Source organism: Burkholderia sp. JPY481 (genome assembly GCF_038900515.1).
GTDB lineage: Bacteria > Pseudomonadota > Gammaproteobacteria > Burkholderiales > Burkholderiaceae > Paraburkholderia > Paraburkholderia youngii.
In genome coordinates this window covers 59,898-74,028 of record NZ_JAYMRT010000019.1, presented here as the reverse complement: position 1 = coordinate 74,028, position 14,131 = coordinate 59,898, and the positions used below count along the sequence as shown (strand labels likewise).

14 protein-coding genes are annotated in these 14,131 nt (G+C 62.9%); 4 read left to right on the top strand and 10 right to left on the bottom strand.

Annotation, left to right across the window (positions count from 1 at the left end; translation table 11 throughout):
* Positions 1-262: 262 nt before the first annotated feature.
* On the top strand, positions 263-1,015 hold the full coding sequence (locus VSR82_RS32000) for a hypothetical protein (protein ID WP_498858377.1): 753 nt from the start codon (positions 263-265) through the stop codon (positions 1,013-1,015).
* Between the two features lie 1,374 nt (positions 1,016-2,389).
* Here the strand turns inward: VSR82_RS32000 and VSR82_RS31995 are convergent.
* The 3 genes from VSR82_RS31995 to VSR82_RS31985 form a co-directional block, all read right to left on the bottom strand.
* A complete protein-coding gene (locus VSR82_RS31995) occupies positions 2,390-3,889 on the bottom strand; it encodes a trypsin-like peptidase domain-containing protein (protein ID WP_429462813.1) in 1,500 nt (499 codons plus the stop codon).
* Between the two features lie 287 nt (positions 3,890-4,176).
* Complete coding sequence (locus VSR82_RS31990) at positions 4,177-5,088, bottom strand: sterol desaturase family protein (RefSeq protein ID WP_410851542.1); 912 nt, start codon at positions 5,086-5,088, stop codon at positions 4,177-4,179.
* A gap of 313 nt (positions 5,089-5,401) precedes the next feature.
* The gene (locus VSR82_RS31985) at positions 5,402-5,950 is read right to left on the bottom strand and encodes a carboxymuconolactone decarboxylase family protein (protein WP_368585733.1); all 549 of its coding nucleotides are present in this window, start codon (positions 5,948-5,950) and stop codon (positions 5,402-5,404) included.
* Positions 5,951-6,279: 329 nt separating this feature from the next.
* Between VSR82_RS31985 and VSR82_RS31980 the strand changes: the two genes are divergently transcribed.
* On the top strand, positions 6,280-7,110 hold the full coding sequence (locus tag VSR82_RS31980) for a 3-oxoadipate:acetyl-CoA acetyltransferase (RefSeq protein WP_429462815.1): 831 nt from the start codon (positions 6,280-6,282) through the stop codon (positions 7,108-7,110).
* A gap of 255 nt (positions 7,111-7,365) precedes the next feature.
* Positions 7,366-8,274 (top strand): LysR family transcriptional regulator, encoded by a 909-nt coding sequence (locus VSR82_RS31975; RefSeq protein WP_368585774.1) that lies wholly within the window; start codon positions 7,366-7,368, stop codon positions 8,272-8,274.
* A 39-nt stretch (positions 8,275-8,313) separates the two neighbouring features.
* On the opposite strand, the gene VSR82_RS31970 is transcribed toward VSR82_RS31975, so the two are convergent.
* The 5 genes from VSR82_RS31970 to VSR82_RS31950 form a co-directional block, all read right to left on the bottom strand.
* Positions 8,314-8,628, bottom strand: coding sequence for a four-helix bundle copper-binding protein (locus VSR82_RS31970; protein WP_368585735.1), 315 nt, complete (start codon positions 8,626-8,628; stop codon positions 8,314-8,316).
* Positions 8,629-8,687: 59 nt separating this feature from the next.
* Positions 8,688-9,395: a succinate dehydrogenase/fumarate reductase iron-sulfur subunit gene (locus VSR82_RS31965; RefSeq protein ID WP_368585736.1), complete on the bottom strand. Its 708-nt coding sequence runs from the start codon at positions 9,393-9,395 to the stop codon at positions 8,688-8,690.
* 129 nt (positions 9,396-9,524) lie between these two features.
* Positions 9,525-9,671 (bottom strand): hypothetical protein, encoded by a 147-nt coding sequence (locus VSR82_RS31960; protein ID WP_368585737.1) that lies wholly within the window; start codon positions 9,669-9,671, stop codon positions 9,525-9,527.
* A 101-nt stretch (positions 9,672-9,772) separates the two neighbouring features.
* Positions 9,773-10,033, bottom strand: coding sequence for a hypothetical protein (locus VSR82_RS31955; protein WP_368585738.1), 261 nt, complete (start codon positions 10,031-10,033; stop codon positions 9,773-9,775).
* A gap of 398 nt (positions 10,034-10,431) precedes the next feature.
* The gene (locus tag VSR82_RS31950) at positions 10,432-12,723 is read right to left on the bottom strand and encodes an FdhF/YdeP family oxidoreductase (protein ID WP_498858376.1); all 2,292 of its coding nucleotides are present in this window, start codon (positions 12,721-12,723) and stop codon (positions 10,432-10,434) included.
* 114 nt (positions 12,724-12,837) lie between these two features.
* On the opposite strand from VSR82_RS31950, the gene VSR82_RS31945 reads away from it, so the two are divergent.
* Entirely contained in the window at positions 12,838-13,314 is a 477-nt protein-coding gene (locus tag VSR82_RS31945; RefSeq protein ID WP_498858375.1) for a CBS domain-containing protein, read from the top strand.
* Positions 13,315-13,423: 109 nt separating this feature from the next.
* Here the strand turns inward: VSR82_RS31945 and VSR82_RS31940 are convergent, their stop codons facing one another.
* Both VSR82_RS31940 and VSR82_RS31935 read right to left on the bottom strand, forming a co-directional pair.
* Positions 13,424-13,756: a Rieske (2Fe-2S) protein gene (locus VSR82_RS31940; protein WP_429462819.1), complete on the bottom strand. Its 333-nt coding sequence runs from the start codon at positions 13,754-13,756 to the stop codon at positions 13,424-13,426.
* 1 nt (position 13,757) lies between these two features.
* A complete protein-coding gene (locus tag VSR82_RS31935) occupies positions 13,758-14,114 on the bottom strand; it encodes an SUF system Fe-S cluster assembly protein (protein ID WP_429462820.1) in 357 nt (118 codons plus the stop codon).
* Positions 14,115-14,131: the final 17 nt, after the last annotated feature.

Below are 14,131 nucleotides of genomic sequence, written 5' to 3'. Positions count from 1 at the left end.
AGAACAGGGCGGCCGGCTGCGTACAGCCATCGGAGCTGCCACCATAGAGATGGACATACGCAACGGATTTCACCCTTCACGTTTTATCCAATCGTGCCGCGCATCGAACAAGATGAGAGCCGCATCGGCGACAATCAAAAAAGCGCGCGTCAATCAATGAGCGCTTGTCTGGGTCCATCAACGTTGGCTCATCAACTTCGCCGCGACATGCTCACCTTGCTTGTCGCGCCACACGATCGGGATTTCCCGTCGGATGGCCGCTATGACCTTCGTGCCGTGCACGAAGGAGCGGCCGAAAACGAGGCTGCGGATTACCTTGACCCGCCCGAGCCCGAACCGCCTCCGCCGTGACCGCCGCCGCCTGAACCGCCTGAGCCGTGACCGCCTCCACCCGGACCGCCTGAGCCGTGACCGCCCGCGCCCGAACTGCCTGCGCCAGACCCGCCTGCGCCCGAACTGCCTGCGCCGGGGCCGCCTGCGCCCGAGCCGCCTGCGCCGGAGCCGCCTGCGCCCGAACTACCTGCACCGTGACCGCCTGCGCCCGAACTGCCTGCGCCCGAGCCGCCTGAACCCGAACCACCTGCGCCTGCGCCCGAACTACCTGCACCCGAGCTGCCTGCACCGTGACCGCCTGCGCCCGAGCTGCCTGCACCCGAACTGCCTGCACCCGAACTACCTGCACCAGAGCCGCCTGTACCCGAACCGCCTGCTCCCGAACTGCCTGCACCCGAACTACCTGCACCGTGACCGCCTGCGCCCGAACTGCCTGCACCCGAACTACCTGCACCCGAACTACCTGCACCAGAGCCGCCTGTACCCGAACCGCCTGCTCCCGAACTGCCTGCGCCCGAGTTGCCTGCGCCCGAGCTGCCTGCGCCCGAACTGCCTGCGCCCGAGCTGCCTGCGCCCGAGCTGCCTGCACCCGAACTTCCCGCGCCCGAACCGCCCGCACCCGAACTGCCCGCACCCGAACCGCCAGCCCCTGAACTGCCAGCCCCTGAACTGCCTGCACTAGAACTGCCCGCACCGTGACCGCCCGCGCCCGAACCGCCCGCACTCGAACTGCCAGCACCCAAACCACCGGCACCAGAACCGGCCGCGCCTGGGCCCGAACTGCCTGCGCCCGAACCGGCTGCACCTGCACCCGAGCCGCCGGCACCGGCACCAGAACCGCGTGCGCCCGAACCGGACGCGCCTGCACCCGAGTTGCCGGCATTCGAACCGCCCGAACCCGAACCGGCTGTGCCTACCCCTGAACCGCCCGCGCCCAAACTACCTCCTGCGCGACTGCCTGCAGGCTGTCTTTGAACCAGTTGCAGTGAAGCAGAATTCCGAGAACCTGCGCCGCGAGTATTCGGAGAAGGCGCGCTGCGGTGATCGAGCGAAGCGGAAGACGCGCGTGGAGCGTGCTCAGCACTGGTAGTTGCAGATCCCCGCGCAGGAACTGACGATGATCGCGCGACATGATCGGACGAAGACGCTTGTGTCGTCGGCAATTTGGGTCCAGTGATCCCGCTCGCATGCCGCTCGATTGCTCTCACGTCCGGCGCCGAATGGTGGCGAGCTTGTGCAGCGGTATAGCTTGCCTGGTCGGGCTCTCGTGTGACCGACTGCGGCGCAGCAGGCTCCGGAGCAGTTCTAGCGCCATGATCGGACGGACCGGAAAACGCCGGCGGGGCGAGTTCAGCACCGCCAACCACGGTTGGGTGGGTGGGAGGCGACGGCGGTAGCGCGACATGCCCGAACCATGTCGTGTGTGGCGCTGGCGACGTGGTTTCGTTAATCCCGAGCGCCTGATCATCGTCGAACCGATCGATTTGCGCGACCACACCCATGACCGCGACAGCCAACGCGCTTGCCGACGCAGCCCAAAGCGCGAGATGTCGGCCACGCGAAGGCTGTGCGGCATTGATCTCTGCATCCGGGCTACCGGCACCCGAACCCGGATCGTTTCGCCTGGTCCTTCCATTCACTACGTTCATCTGCCGTCCCCTTTACGGAGTGCTCATCGAAATGAGCCGCGGTTCCGCCTGTTCGCCCACGGTTCCGTCACGGCAATGGGGAGCCGTGAACCCGCTTTTCTATCCTAAGCCTTTGAGCTATGGAAACGCCCGCCATCTTCGTGGCCGATCTTGACTGGCGGCTGGAAGCGCCGTCCGGCGCACCTCTGCGCGATCCCGGCACAGTTGGCGGCGACCCATGCAAGCGGAGCATTCGCTGTGCCTGTTCGGTCGCACCTCAATGAAGTTGTGAGATCGTCGCCATAGCATGGGCATACACGACTCAACCTCCGAGGCTTTCCCGGTATCCGAGCGGACTGAGCGAGCCGAGCGAGACCTTGTCCGCCTTGCGTCATGAGGCAGTTTGCATGCGCATCGCGCAGCGACGGTCACCTGAGCGTGACGGAGACAAACCGGCGAGCATTTTGACGCTGGATCAGCACCGATATCGCTTTCTTCGCCTTTTCTTCCACTGCACTCGCTTGCTCCCGGGATTCGATCAGCTCGCCATTGAACGACAGGACGATATCGCCAGCGCGTATGCCAGCGGTCGCCGCAGGTCCAGTCACCTGGTCCACCATCATCCCTTCCGGAAGATCATTCGCCCGCTTCTCGTCGTTGTTCAGCGGATGCATCGTCAAGCCAAGGCGATCCGGTGCGGCGCTTGCAGTTTGGGCCGGAGCGGGATTCGACGCTGCACCAGGGGCTTGCACGGCGCTCGGGGTTTCGCCGCGCGCGCCGACGATGATTTCAACCGTCATCGGCTTTTGGCTGCGGATCAGCGTGAGCGTCGTCTTCGTTCCGGGCTGCAGCCCGCCGGCATACTGGGCCAGCTCGGCCGAGCGAGCGATCGTCCTGTCGCCAATCTGTGTGATGACGTCGCCAGGCCTAAGGCCACTCGCGGCGGCGGGCGTACCAGGCGTGACGACGTTGACGAGCGCCCCGGCCGGCCGTTGCAGGCCAATGGCCACCGCCAGCCCAGGTCCGACGTCCTGAACCTCTACACCAGCAATGCCCGCCGGTCCGTTGCTCTGGGTTTGCAACTGCGCTCGCACCTTATTCGCCATGTTGATCGGAATCGCAAACGTCAGGCTCGGGTACCGCTCCGCGTCCGGATAAACCTGCACGTCGATGCCGATCACCTCGCCCACGCGGTCAAACAGAGGACCGCCCGAATTGTCGGGACTGGCGGCGACCTCGGTTTCGAAAAAGGGAAAATTGCTGCCGTCCGGCAACACTCGCGAAGTGGCGCTAACAATGCCAGTCGTAACGGTGTTCTGGTAACGGTCGGGCGATCCGATCGTCAGCACCTGTTCACCGACACGCACGCGCGACGAGTCACCGAGCTTGACGGCCGGCAGCGTCGCGGCATCGATCTGAATCACCGCAACGTCGCTATCTGTGTCGACGATCAGCACCTTGCCCTTGAACTCCCGCCGGTCCGTCAGACTGACCGTGACTTCGTCCGCCTGATCCACCACATGTGCGGTGGTCAGAATGAGGCCATCGGGGCTGACGATGAATCCGGAGCCGGTGCCCGTTGTCACGCGAGCAATATTGCGTTGCGGCTCCGGGGATTGCGGCGCGACGCCGCTGAAAAACGCGGCGATCGGATCGTGGGGCCCGATGTCCTCGGGGGGCGACGCGGAGGTTTGCTTCTCTGGCGCCGTTGCGCGGATATGGACTACGGCGGGCCCGTATCGCTCGACCATGGTGGGGAAGTCAGATGGCGTCGTGGCATTGGCCGGTGCAACCAACTTCGCGTCAGCAGGCTGGGGTGACGCGGTGCCGGCGGCGAGCGCAGCTGGCAAGAGGCACGGACAGCCGCCCAAAAGTCCAGCTGCCACCGCAGCATGGAGCAACGTGCGATTCAAGGTCCGGCGGAACACGGCGCCTCCGAGGCGGTCGTCATCGCAGCGTATCGAAGTCTGAAGCGACCAAGGGCCAACAGCGATGGCGAACAGAACAGACGCTGATGAATAATTTTATGCCGCTGGCGGCGCTCCGGTGTGACTCAGCTCACCAACGAAAGCAAGATCACCCAGTTCTAGCGCGCCAGAATATAGAGAATGACGTGAATGACCGAGACAGCTCGATACCACCCAAACCACCTACGAATTTCACGAGTCGCTTGACCGCGGACCGGTGCAATTTCGTACCTTCCTGACTAAAGCTTTTAGCCGTTGAGCGCTCCCGTCGCGCCGGGTTGTTTGCTCTTGCGGCGCAGTTCTTCCGTCGTTTCGCCTCCGCCGTCCGGCAGCCAGCCCGGCGGCTGGATCACGTGATTGATCGCGATCCACGGGCTCTTCGCGTTGACCATATCGCGAATTAGCGTGGCCCAGTGCTCGAACTCGACGACGAGCGGGTTGCGCGACGTGGTCGGCGTCACGAGACCGTAGCGGCACGGTTCGTCAGCGCGTTCTTCCACGTAGGTGCCGAACAGCCGGTCAAAGATGATCAGCACGCCACCGTAGTTCGCGTCCAGGTAATCGACGTTCGATGCATGGTGCACACGGTGGTGGGACGGCGTATTGAACACATATTCGAACCAGCCCAGCTTGGGTATGTACGTGGTATGCAACCAGCCCTGGTACATAAGATTGAGGAACAGCGTGAGCAGCACGACCTCGGGCTTGACCCCGAGCCATACCAGCGGCGCGAAGAACAGCGTCGAGCCGGTCAGTTTGCCGGTCAGGCCGAGACGGTAGGCCGTTGAAAGCGTCAACTGGTTCGGCGAATGGTGCACGGCATGCGTGGCCCAGAAGAAGCGCACACGATGCGACGCACGGTGATACCAGTAGTAGCAGAACTCCATTCCGATGAAGAGCGCAAACACCATGAGCGCGCTATTGACGTCGACCGTAAAGATACGATGGTCGTAGACGAAGCTGAAAACTGGCGTGGCGACCGAGATCGGCAGCAGTGATATCAGCCTGCGCGCGGCCAGGTCGAACAGCGAGATCCACACCTCGTGCCAGGCAAATGGTGAGGACGCACTCTTCCTGCGGCTCAGCACGACTGCCTCGATCAGTGAAACGACAACGACGACGCCGGTGACGACGAGAAGAAGTTTTGTGAAGGATTCCATGACGATGCCATATCGGGTGGTGGCGGGATGTATCGTCTGCGGTGACGAGGGGTCAGTGCATCGCATCGATACGCGCACTTTAGACAGGGTTCTCGTGACTGGCTACGCAAAAGGTATTTCACCGCGTGTCATGGGATTGGGGAGGCTTCTGGCGGGGGCTTCGGGGGGATTCACCCCCTAAAGGAAGGTCCGCGAACAAGATTTTCCCCGTGACGATCGCAGATCGGCGTTGCCCTTTCCCGGCAAGGAAAGGGCTTTACCAGGCCTTCCGCGGCGGCGGGTTCTATTGCTATTCACGCCGCCGAAACTCGCATCAAGCCTTCCATTCGTACGGCTGCAAGAGTTCTTCGAGCGGCGGCTGGGTGACGCTCGCGGTGTAGTTCGTCATCGTCGAGGCAGCGACCACGAGCACGACATCAAGCACCAGCGCCTGATCGAAGCCCGCCTCGGTGAACGCGGCGATGTCGTGGTCGTCGATGCGACCGCGCTTTTCGATCAGCGTGCGTGCGAGGCGCGACAGCGCCGCAAGCCTGGCGTCCTGGGGGAACCGGCGTTCGCGGATCGCCTGCACGTCGGCCTCGCTCAGGCCTTCCTTGAGCCCGAGGAATGAGTGGAAAGCGACCGGCCAGGCGGAGCCATTGGTCACCGCATTGGTGAGCAGCAGTACCTGCATCTGCTGTTCGTCGAGGTTGCCGCCGTGCGCCTGATTGAACACACCCAAGAGGGCAGTGATCAGCCTCGGTGAGCCCGCCATTTTGGCAGGCATATTGGGCACCATACCGAAGATCTCGGCGAGGCTGTTCAGCGCGGGCTTCGATTGTTCGGGTGCGGATTCGAGCGTATAGGTGGGAAAGTTGGCCATGGTATTTCCTTGAGGGTCGTGGTGTGTCGCTGAGAACGTTCAGGCGACATGCGCAGACTAGTCAGAGGCGCGAGTCCAGCCAATTACATGGCAGGTAATAAAACGAACCACACTATCCACGGGTCGCGCCGAGTCAGGCGATGTTCCGCCGCTTCGCCCTCGCTGACTTCGGGAGCACCCTGACCGAATCATTTCAACAAACTTACATCGCTACTGCACGATTATCGGCACTACCACCTGCGTACCTGTCCCCTTCCCCGGCAATATAAGTTGCACCCTTTTTGAACTAGACTTGGAAAATACGAAAATCGGAAACGGGAGTGTTAGCCATGAGTGAACCGTGCATCATCTCCGTTGCGATCACTGGCTCAGTTCCGCGCAAGAAGGACAACCCGGCTGTGCCGATCACGATCTCCGAGCAGATCGAAAGCACGCAGGAAGCGTATGAAGCCGGGGCATCGCTGGTTCATCTGCACGTGCGCGACGAACAGGAGAACTCGAGTTCCGACCGCGCGAGTTTCGCCGCACTTCAGGAGGGCATCCGCAAGCATTGCCCCGACATCATCATTCAGTTTTCGACAGGCGGCCGTGGCCGTTCGTTCGAGCAACGCGGCGCGATGCTCGACCTGCGGCCGGATATGGCGTCGCTCGCAACGGGCTCCGTCAATTTCCCGACTACCGTCTATGAAAATCCGCCGGACTTCGTGCGCGCGCTTGCGCAAACGATGCTCGACTACGATGTCAAACCCGAAATCGAAGTCTTCGATCTGGCGATGTTGTACAGCACGGCAGATCTCGTCCAGCAAGGGTTGCTGAAGTCTCCTGTACACATTCAATTCGTCATGGGAGTAAAGAACGCGTTGCCTGCGCGTCGCGAGATTCTCGAGTTCGAGGTCCAGCAACTCAAGACGCTATTGCCGGATGCAACATGGACCGCCGCTGGTATCGGACGTCATCAGTTGGAGGTCAATCATTGGACTCTTGAAATGGGCGGGCACTGCCGCACCGGTCTCGAAGACAATGTGCGCTGGGACAAGGACACGCTGGCAAAGAGCAACGCGCAACTCGTTGCACGGGTGGCCGCTTTGTGTGACGAATATGGCCGGCCGGTGGCAAGTGCGGCCAAAGCGCGTGAAATGCTCGCTCTTCCTGCGAGGTAGGCCGACGGGACGGGCCACTCGCTCCCGTCTGGCGTCCGCGTAAGGGGACGCTCGCGTGCTGGCAACCTCAAGAAATTCAAGACCTGGTCGACGACGCCAGGACGCGAAAGCGCCGCACTGACGAAACGAGTGCCCGGTACCAGTCATTCGACTGGCTCCGAGCCGTAGATATTCGCTCAATGCTCCAGGTTTTGCAGCGCGCCCGCATAATCGCGCTACGATACGCGTCGCACTTTGTCGAATCTCATCCCCCTCATGCTCGAACGCTTTCATCTCACCCTGATCCGCGAAGTGGACCGGCAGGGGTCGCTCACCGCAGCAGCCGGTGCGCTGCATCTGACGCAATCAGCGTTGAGCCATACCGTCAGGAAGCTCGAGCAGCAGCTCGGCACGCCGGTCTGGGACCGTGACGGCCGCAACCTGCGCCTCACGCAGGCGGGCCAATATCTGCTGTCGCTCGCCGACCGGCTGCTGCCGCAGTTCGAGCACGCCGAAGCGCGCATGAAGCAATACGCGAACGGCGAGCGCGGCACACTGCGCATCGGCATGGAATGTCATCCGTGTTACCAGTGGCTGCTGAAGGTCGTGTCGCCGTACCTCGCGCGCTGGCCCGATGTCGATGTCGACGTCAAGCAGCGCTTCCAGTTCGGTGGCATCGGCGCGCTGTTCGGCTACGACATCGACGTTCTCGTCACGCCTGATCCGCTGAATCGGCCTGGCCTAAGCTTCGAGCCCGTGTTCGACTACGAGCAGGTGCTGGTGGTGGCCGACGGGCATCGGCTGGCCAACGCGCGTTACGTGGAGCCCGAACAGCTCGTCGATGAAACGCTGATCACCTATCCGGTCGACACCGATCGCCTCGACATCTACAACCTGTTCCTGCGCCCCGCCGACGTCGCCCCGCGCCGTCACAAGACGATCGAGACCACCGACATCATGCTGCAGATGGTCGCAAGCAAGCGCGGCGTGGCCGCGTTGCCGCGCTGGCTCGCCGAGGAATACGCGGACCGTATGCCGGTGGTTAGCGTAAAGCTCGGCAAGGCCGGCATCGCCAAGCAGATTTTTCTCGGCACACGCGACGCGGATGCGTCGCTCGACTATCTGGCTTCGTTCGTCGAGTTCGCACGCAAGTCGAACTGGAAGGGCTCGAAGCCGCGGCGCTAGAGGTTGCATATCGCGGGTCACGCCCGGACCCGCGTTCCGTCATAGCGCGCGACACGCTTCCGCGCCCCGGCGACACGCATCGCTGCAATCCTGGCAATGCTGCGCCGGATGACGCGCGCATTCGTCGGCGCAGACGTCGCACAGGCGCGCGCAGAAGTCGCAGAAATCTTGCATGAACTGCGTGTCGCGCGCGAGGGCCTCCGACGTCAAGCGGCACAGCGCCGCGCAATCCATGTCGAGCCGGATGCATTTTTCCATTTCATCGATATGCCGCTCCGCGATGCACGCGGAGTAACACCGGGTGCAGGCGCTCGCGCAATGGTCGAGCGCGTCGATACAGTCCTGGGGGGTCATTGCGGTTCCTTGGCAGCCTCGTAGCGCAGTAAAACAGCAAGCGCCATGCCGTCTCGAGATCACACCGTGCGACGCGTGAGCATCGTGCGTATTTCGCCGATCGCGCGCGCCGGATTGAGCCCCTTCGGGCACACGTCCACGCAGTTCATGATGGTGCGGCAACGAAACAGCCGGTAGGCGTCTTCGAGATTCGTCAGTCGCGCGGCCGTGTCCTTGTCGCGCGAATCCGCGATGAACCGGAAGGCCTGCAACAGACCCGCGGGACCGACGAATTTGTCCGGGTTCCACCAGAAGCTCGGGCACGACGACGAACAGCACGCGCACAGAATGCATTCGTACAGCCCATCGAGCTGGTCGCGTTCCTCCGGTGACTGCGGGCGTTCGCGCTCGGGTGGCGGATCGTCGTTGACGAGCCACGGCTTGATCGAATGGTATTGATTGAAAAACGGCGTCATGTCGACGATCAGATCGCGGATCACCGGCAAGCCCGGCAATGGCCGCAGCACGATGTGCTTCGGCAGTTCCTGCATGTTGGTCAGACATGCTAGCCCGTTCTTGCCGTTGATGTTCATCGCGTCCGAGCCGCAGATGCCCTCGCGGCAAGAGCGGCGATAAGCCAGCGACTCGTCCATCACCTTGATCGCGCCGAGCACGTCGAGCAGCATGCGTTCGCCGTGCCCCAGTTCGACCTCGTATTGCTGCAGCCGCGGACGTTCGTCGGCGTCGGGGTCGTACCGGTAGATATCGACAGTTCGAAGATCGTTCATGGTCACTCCGATGGCGGAGCGCACGGACGCCCCGTCGCACTGCGAGCAGGCGCTCCACGCCCGCTCGCTGCAGAGGATGAGATGTGGGTCGTGAGGCATGCGCCGCGGTAAAGGCCGCGGCTGCGCGCGTCAACCGTCCTCGCCCACTTCCTGCGGCTCGGGCAGATCGGGGAGGTCTTCGGTGGTTGGCGGCTCCGGTTCGCCCGGCATGTTCGGCAGGTCCGTGTCGTCGTCATTGGCGGGCGTCTGTTGCACGGAAGGCTGCGTTGCGCTCATGGTCTGCTCCTTCAGGTTTCGTTCGATATGCCTGTCAGTGAGCATGCCGCAGACCCGCGAGCACCGCATTCGGCCAGGGACGCCAATGCGGCGCATCTGCGTCATGGGATCGGCATCGGGCGATTGGTTGCCGCTCTGTCCCGAGCGCCGCTTTCGAGTGCCAGCAAGCGGCCTATGAGCTCGCCCTTGAGCTGATTTAGCAGCGACAGCTCCCGGCGAGTCGTGTCGAGCGCATCGCGCAGCAGGGGCTCGTCGCTCCGCGCGAGGCTTCCTTCCATTTTGGCCAGCGCGGATGTTCGCACCCTGATCTCGGTGCTTACGTTGATCATCTCCGCCAGCACATCTTCAATACGTTCTGTCATCGTCTCCCCCAACCTTCGGGTTGTTTACCTTCACATTCGACGCGTAAGCCTCCTTCGAGCGGTGCTCCGTGAAAAAAGGCGATCACCCGGCATTGCGGCGTGATCGCCATTAAGCGCTTCTAGAGAAACGCTGTCCCCGAATCCGTAGGGGACGTCGCAGTATACGAACAGTATGTCGCGCCGTGCTATGTCCTTAAGTATCGGGTAACGGACACCCGGTCGGCCCCACACCCGTCCGCAACTCATGAGTTATCAACACGCGGTGCGTCTGTCTGTGCGCCGCGGGCGCGACTATCATAAAGGTGGGCACGCGCTTATCATGCCCTTCACGCGCTGCCCGGGTGTAATTCAGCGGCCGGCACAGGTAACGATGCCGGCCTTTTTGTGTCAGCGCTGAATCATCGAGTGGCCGCCAGCACGCGCACCGGAATCGACTTCGCACCCGGCACCTTGCTCTCCTTCGCGTAGTGCCAAAGCGGCAGCAGCGGATTGCATTCCGGGTAATAGCCGCCGATGCATCCCTGCGGCACGTCGAACGGAACGACGCTCAGCCCCTCGACACGGCGCTCGACGCCATCGTCCGCGATCGTCTCGAGGCCGATGCGGTCGCCGTGGGCGAGCCCGCGCTTCTCCATGTCGGCGGGATTCATCAGGATCACCATGCGCGAACCCTTGATGCCTCTGAAGCGGTCGTCGAGGCCATAAATGGTCGTGTTGAACTGGCTGTCGCTGCGCAGGGTCATCAAGCGCAGCGAATCGGGCTCACGCTCGGGCATGTCCGGATCTTCGCCGATCGAAGTCGGCACCATGAATTCGGCCTTGCCGCTCCTGGTCTTCCACTTGCGCTCGCGCGCGGGCAGCGGCCGTATCACGCCGCCAGGTGTCCACATGCGCGCCTCGAAATCAGCGAACATCTCGGGCCACGTCTTCGCCATTTCCAGCCGTACGCGCGAATAGTCGTCGCGCCATGCATCCCAGTCGACGCTCGAGCGCTCGCCGAGCGTCGCCTTAGCGATGCCCGCGACGATGAACGGCTCCGAGCGGATCGTCGGCGCGGCCGGTTCGACCATGCCATGCGAGCCATGAAAGTGCGCCGTGCTGTCTTCCATCGACACCGCTTGCGCGCCGCCCGCCTGCCGGTCGATCTCGATGCGGCTCAGACACGGCAGCAGGTACGAGCGCTGGCCGTGCACCAGGTGGCTGCGATTGAGCTTGGTCGCCACATTGACCGTCAGCCCGAGCGCGGCCCACGCAGGTTCGGTGCGCACCCGGTCGGGCACCGAGCGCACGAGGTTGCCGCCGAGGTTGATCATCGCGTTGACCTTGCCATCGAGCATCGCCTCGAAGGCCTCGACGATGTTCATGCCTTTCTCGCGCGGCGGCGCGAACGAAAACTGTTTGGCGAGCTGATCGAGCGGCGCGAGTTCCGGCTTTTCGGTGATGCCGACCGTGCGCTGACCCTGCACGTTCGAATGACCGCGCACCGGCGACGGCCCCGCGCCGGGCTTGCCGACATTGCCGCGCAGCAGCAGCAGATTGCACAGCATGCGCACGTTCTGCACACCCATCCGATGCTGCGTGAGACCCATCCCATAGTGGATCATCACCGCGTTCGCCTTCATGTATTCGTCGGCGGCCGCTTCGAGCGCGGCGCGCGGCAGGCCGCTCACGCGCTCGATGTCGTCCCAGCTCGCCGCGCGCGCGTACTGCGCGAACCCCTCGTAGCCGTTCGTATGCTCGCGGATGAAATCGACGTCGACGACGCGCGCGCCGCCCGTACTGACCGCACGATCGTCCGCTTCGATCACAAGTTTGCAGATCCCGAGGATCGCGGCGGTATCGCCCCCCGTCTTCACCTGATGGTATTGGGTGCTGATCTGCGTATCGGCGGGTGTGAGCATGTCGACCGGCGACTGCGGATTTGCGAAATGCAGCAGCCCCGGCTCGCGCAAAGGATTGAAGGTGATGATCGGCACGCCGCGTTTGCGCGCGTCCTGCAACTGATGCAGCATGCGCGGGCTATTCGTACCGACGTTCTGGCCGAAGAAGAACATCAGGTCGGTCTTCTCGAAGTCGTCGAGCGAGACTGTGCCGACGCCCACGCCGATCGCTTCCTTGAGCCCGACGCTGGTGCTCTCGTGGCACATGTTCGAGCTGTCGGGCAGATTGTTGGTGCCGTACATGCGCGCGAAAAGCTGCAACATGTACGAGGTTTCCAGCGATGCGCGGCCCGACGTGTAGAACACCACGCTGGCCGGGTCGAGCGTGCGCAGCTCGGCGCCGATCTCCTCGAATGCCTGCTGCCACGACACCGGCACGTAGCGGTCGGTAGCCGGGTCGTAGCGCAGCGGCTGGGTCAGCCGCCCCGCTTCCTCGAGATCGTGGTCATGCCACTTCGCAAGCTCGCTGACAGTGTGGACCTCGAAGAAATCCGGCGTTACGCGTTTGGCCGTCAGATCCCACGCGGTGGCTTTCGCGCCGCTTTCACAGAACTCGAAGGTATGCGGATCGGCGGGCTTCGCCCACGAGCAGCTGACGCACATGAAACCGTCGGGCTTGTTCTGATGCATCAGAACCTGGCTATCTTTCAGCGGCGCTTTTTCCCGAAGCAGGATCGTCGCGACCGCCTTGACGGAACCCCATCCACCCGATGCGTAGGGATATGCAGCGCTTTTGGCTTCATTGCTCACGAGTCCACCCGTCTGGTCAAAAATGTCACGTCATGATGGGTTAGCACGTCACGTTCCCGGCTACTGCGTCGAGGGGTACGGTGATTGCTACCCGTTTGCGAGGACGGGGAGGTGGTGGGCATGCTGACTGATCGGGATATCGTGACGCGTGCGGTATCGCCAGGAGCGTCGCCCGAAGAAACGATAGAAGGGATCGTCAGTGGCGAACCGGGCTGCTGCTACAAAGACGACGACGTCCAGGCCGTCAAGGACAGGATGGCGGACGCGCAAGTCCGCCGGATTCCGGTCGTCGATCCTTGCCACGCGCTCCGACGACGAAATTTCTTCAACGCTGGGGGCGATTTCCACGCCTTGCGAACCGGAGCGCTAAAGCGGCTATACGTGCCGGGCATTCAACAGCCAGCCATTCGACGGGTGCCGGCGTCGGCTGATCTATCCCCGGCGTACGTAGTGATCGGATACAACGTGGCGCCCGTCGATCCATGCGATCGCGAGTTCCGTCGCCTGGACGTGAGCGTCGTTCGGCTCCGCGAAATCGCCGTCGACGCCCAGCGTCCGCGTTTCGCCTGTCTGGTCGGTCACGATGGCTGACGCCCGATAGCGATCGCTGGGCCCGGGAGTGACGACTGATCGGATCAGCAAACCGCGGTACTTGGTAACGTGATCGGTTTTCATAGAGTCTCCCGGGAGAAAGTCTCGTTCACGAAGCACTGTCGTCGTCGCGCGCGTCGCGCACCTGTAGCACACCAGCCTCGATGCGCACCGGAAACACCGCGACGTCTTCGTAGGCCGGCGGAGCCAGCACCTTGCCGGTCCTGATACAAAAACGGGCGCCATGGCGAGGACACACCACTTCGTCATCCTCGACGGCACCGCCAGTCAGGATGCCGCCGTCGTGCGGACAGCAATCTTCGATCGCGTAGCAGACGCCATCGAGATTGAACACCGCAACCTGTGTGCCATCCACGTCTACGCTGCGCACCGAACCAGGCGGGAAATCCGTCATCGCCGCGACATCGACCCAGTCTGCCATGTCAAAGCATCCCCAATTGCAGACGGGCGGCTTCCGACATCCGCTCTTTCGTCCACGGCGGTTCCCACACCAGCTCGACCCGTACCGTATTGACGCCTGCCACCGAATAGACGACATCTTCGATCGTCGCCGGAAAGCTCTGCGAGACCGGACAGCCCGGCGCCGTTAGCGTCATGCGAATGGACACGCTGCCCGTACCGCCGTCGACGTCCAGACCGTACACCAGCCCCAGATCGTAGATGTTCACCGGAATTTCCGGGTCGAACACCGTACGCAGCGCGTCGATCACGCGCGAGCGCAGGTCTGGGTCACTGGGCTCCGGCCCGTCTTCCCGTTTCAGCCAGTCGAATGCGCTCATCGTGTTCACCTCGTTTC

What these genes read in the sequence shown, in the direction of transcription:
- VSR82_RS31940 (WP_429462819.1), bottom strand. Translation starts at nt 13,756, where the DNA reads ATGGCAGACTGGGTCGATGTCGCGGCGATGACGGATTTCCCGCCTGGT.
- VSR82_RS31970 (WP_368585735.1), bottom strand. Translation starts at nt 8,628, where the DNA reads ATGACCCCCCAGGACTGTATCGACGCGCTCGACCATTGCGCGAGCGCC.
- VSR82_RS31935 (WP_429462820.1), bottom strand. Translation starts at nt 14,114, where the DNA reads ATGAGCGCATTCGACTGGCTGAAACGGGAAGACGGGCCGGAGCCCAGT.
- VSR82_RS31990 (WP_410851542.1), bottom strand. Translation starts at nt 5,088, where the DNA reads ATGGAATCCTTCACAAAACTTCTTCTCGTCGTCACCGGCGTCGTCGTT.
- VSR82_RS31965 (WP_368585736.1), bottom strand. Translation starts at nt 9,395, where the DNA reads ATGAACGATCTTCGAACTGTCGATATCTACCGGTACGACCCCGACGCC.
- VSR82_RS31960 (WP_368585737.1), bottom strand. Translation starts at nt 9,671, where the DNA reads ATGAGCGCAACGCAGCCTTCCGTGCAACAGACGCCCGCCAATGACGAC.
- VSR82_RS31985 (WP_368585733.1), bottom strand. Translation starts at nt 5,950, where the DNA reads ATGGCCAACTTTCCCACCTATACGCTCGAATCCGCACCCGAACAATCG.
- VSR82_RS32000 (WP_498858377.1), top strand. Translation starts at nt 263, where the DNA reads ATGACCTTCGTGCCGTGCACGAAGGAGCGGCCGAAAACGAGGCTGCGG.
- VSR82_RS31980 (WP_429462815.1), top strand. Translation starts at nt 6,280, where the DNA reads ATGAGTGAACCGTGCATCATCTCCGTTGCGATCACTGGCTCAGTTCCG.
- VSR82_RS31975 (WP_368585774.1), top strand. Translation starts at nt 7,366, where the DNA reads ATGCTCGAACGCTTTCATCTCACCCTGATCCGCGAAGTGGACCGGCAG.
- VSR82_RS31955 (WP_368585738.1), bottom strand. Translation starts at nt 10,033, where the DNA reads ATGACAGAACGTATTGAAGATGTGCTGGCGGAGATGATCAACGTAAGC.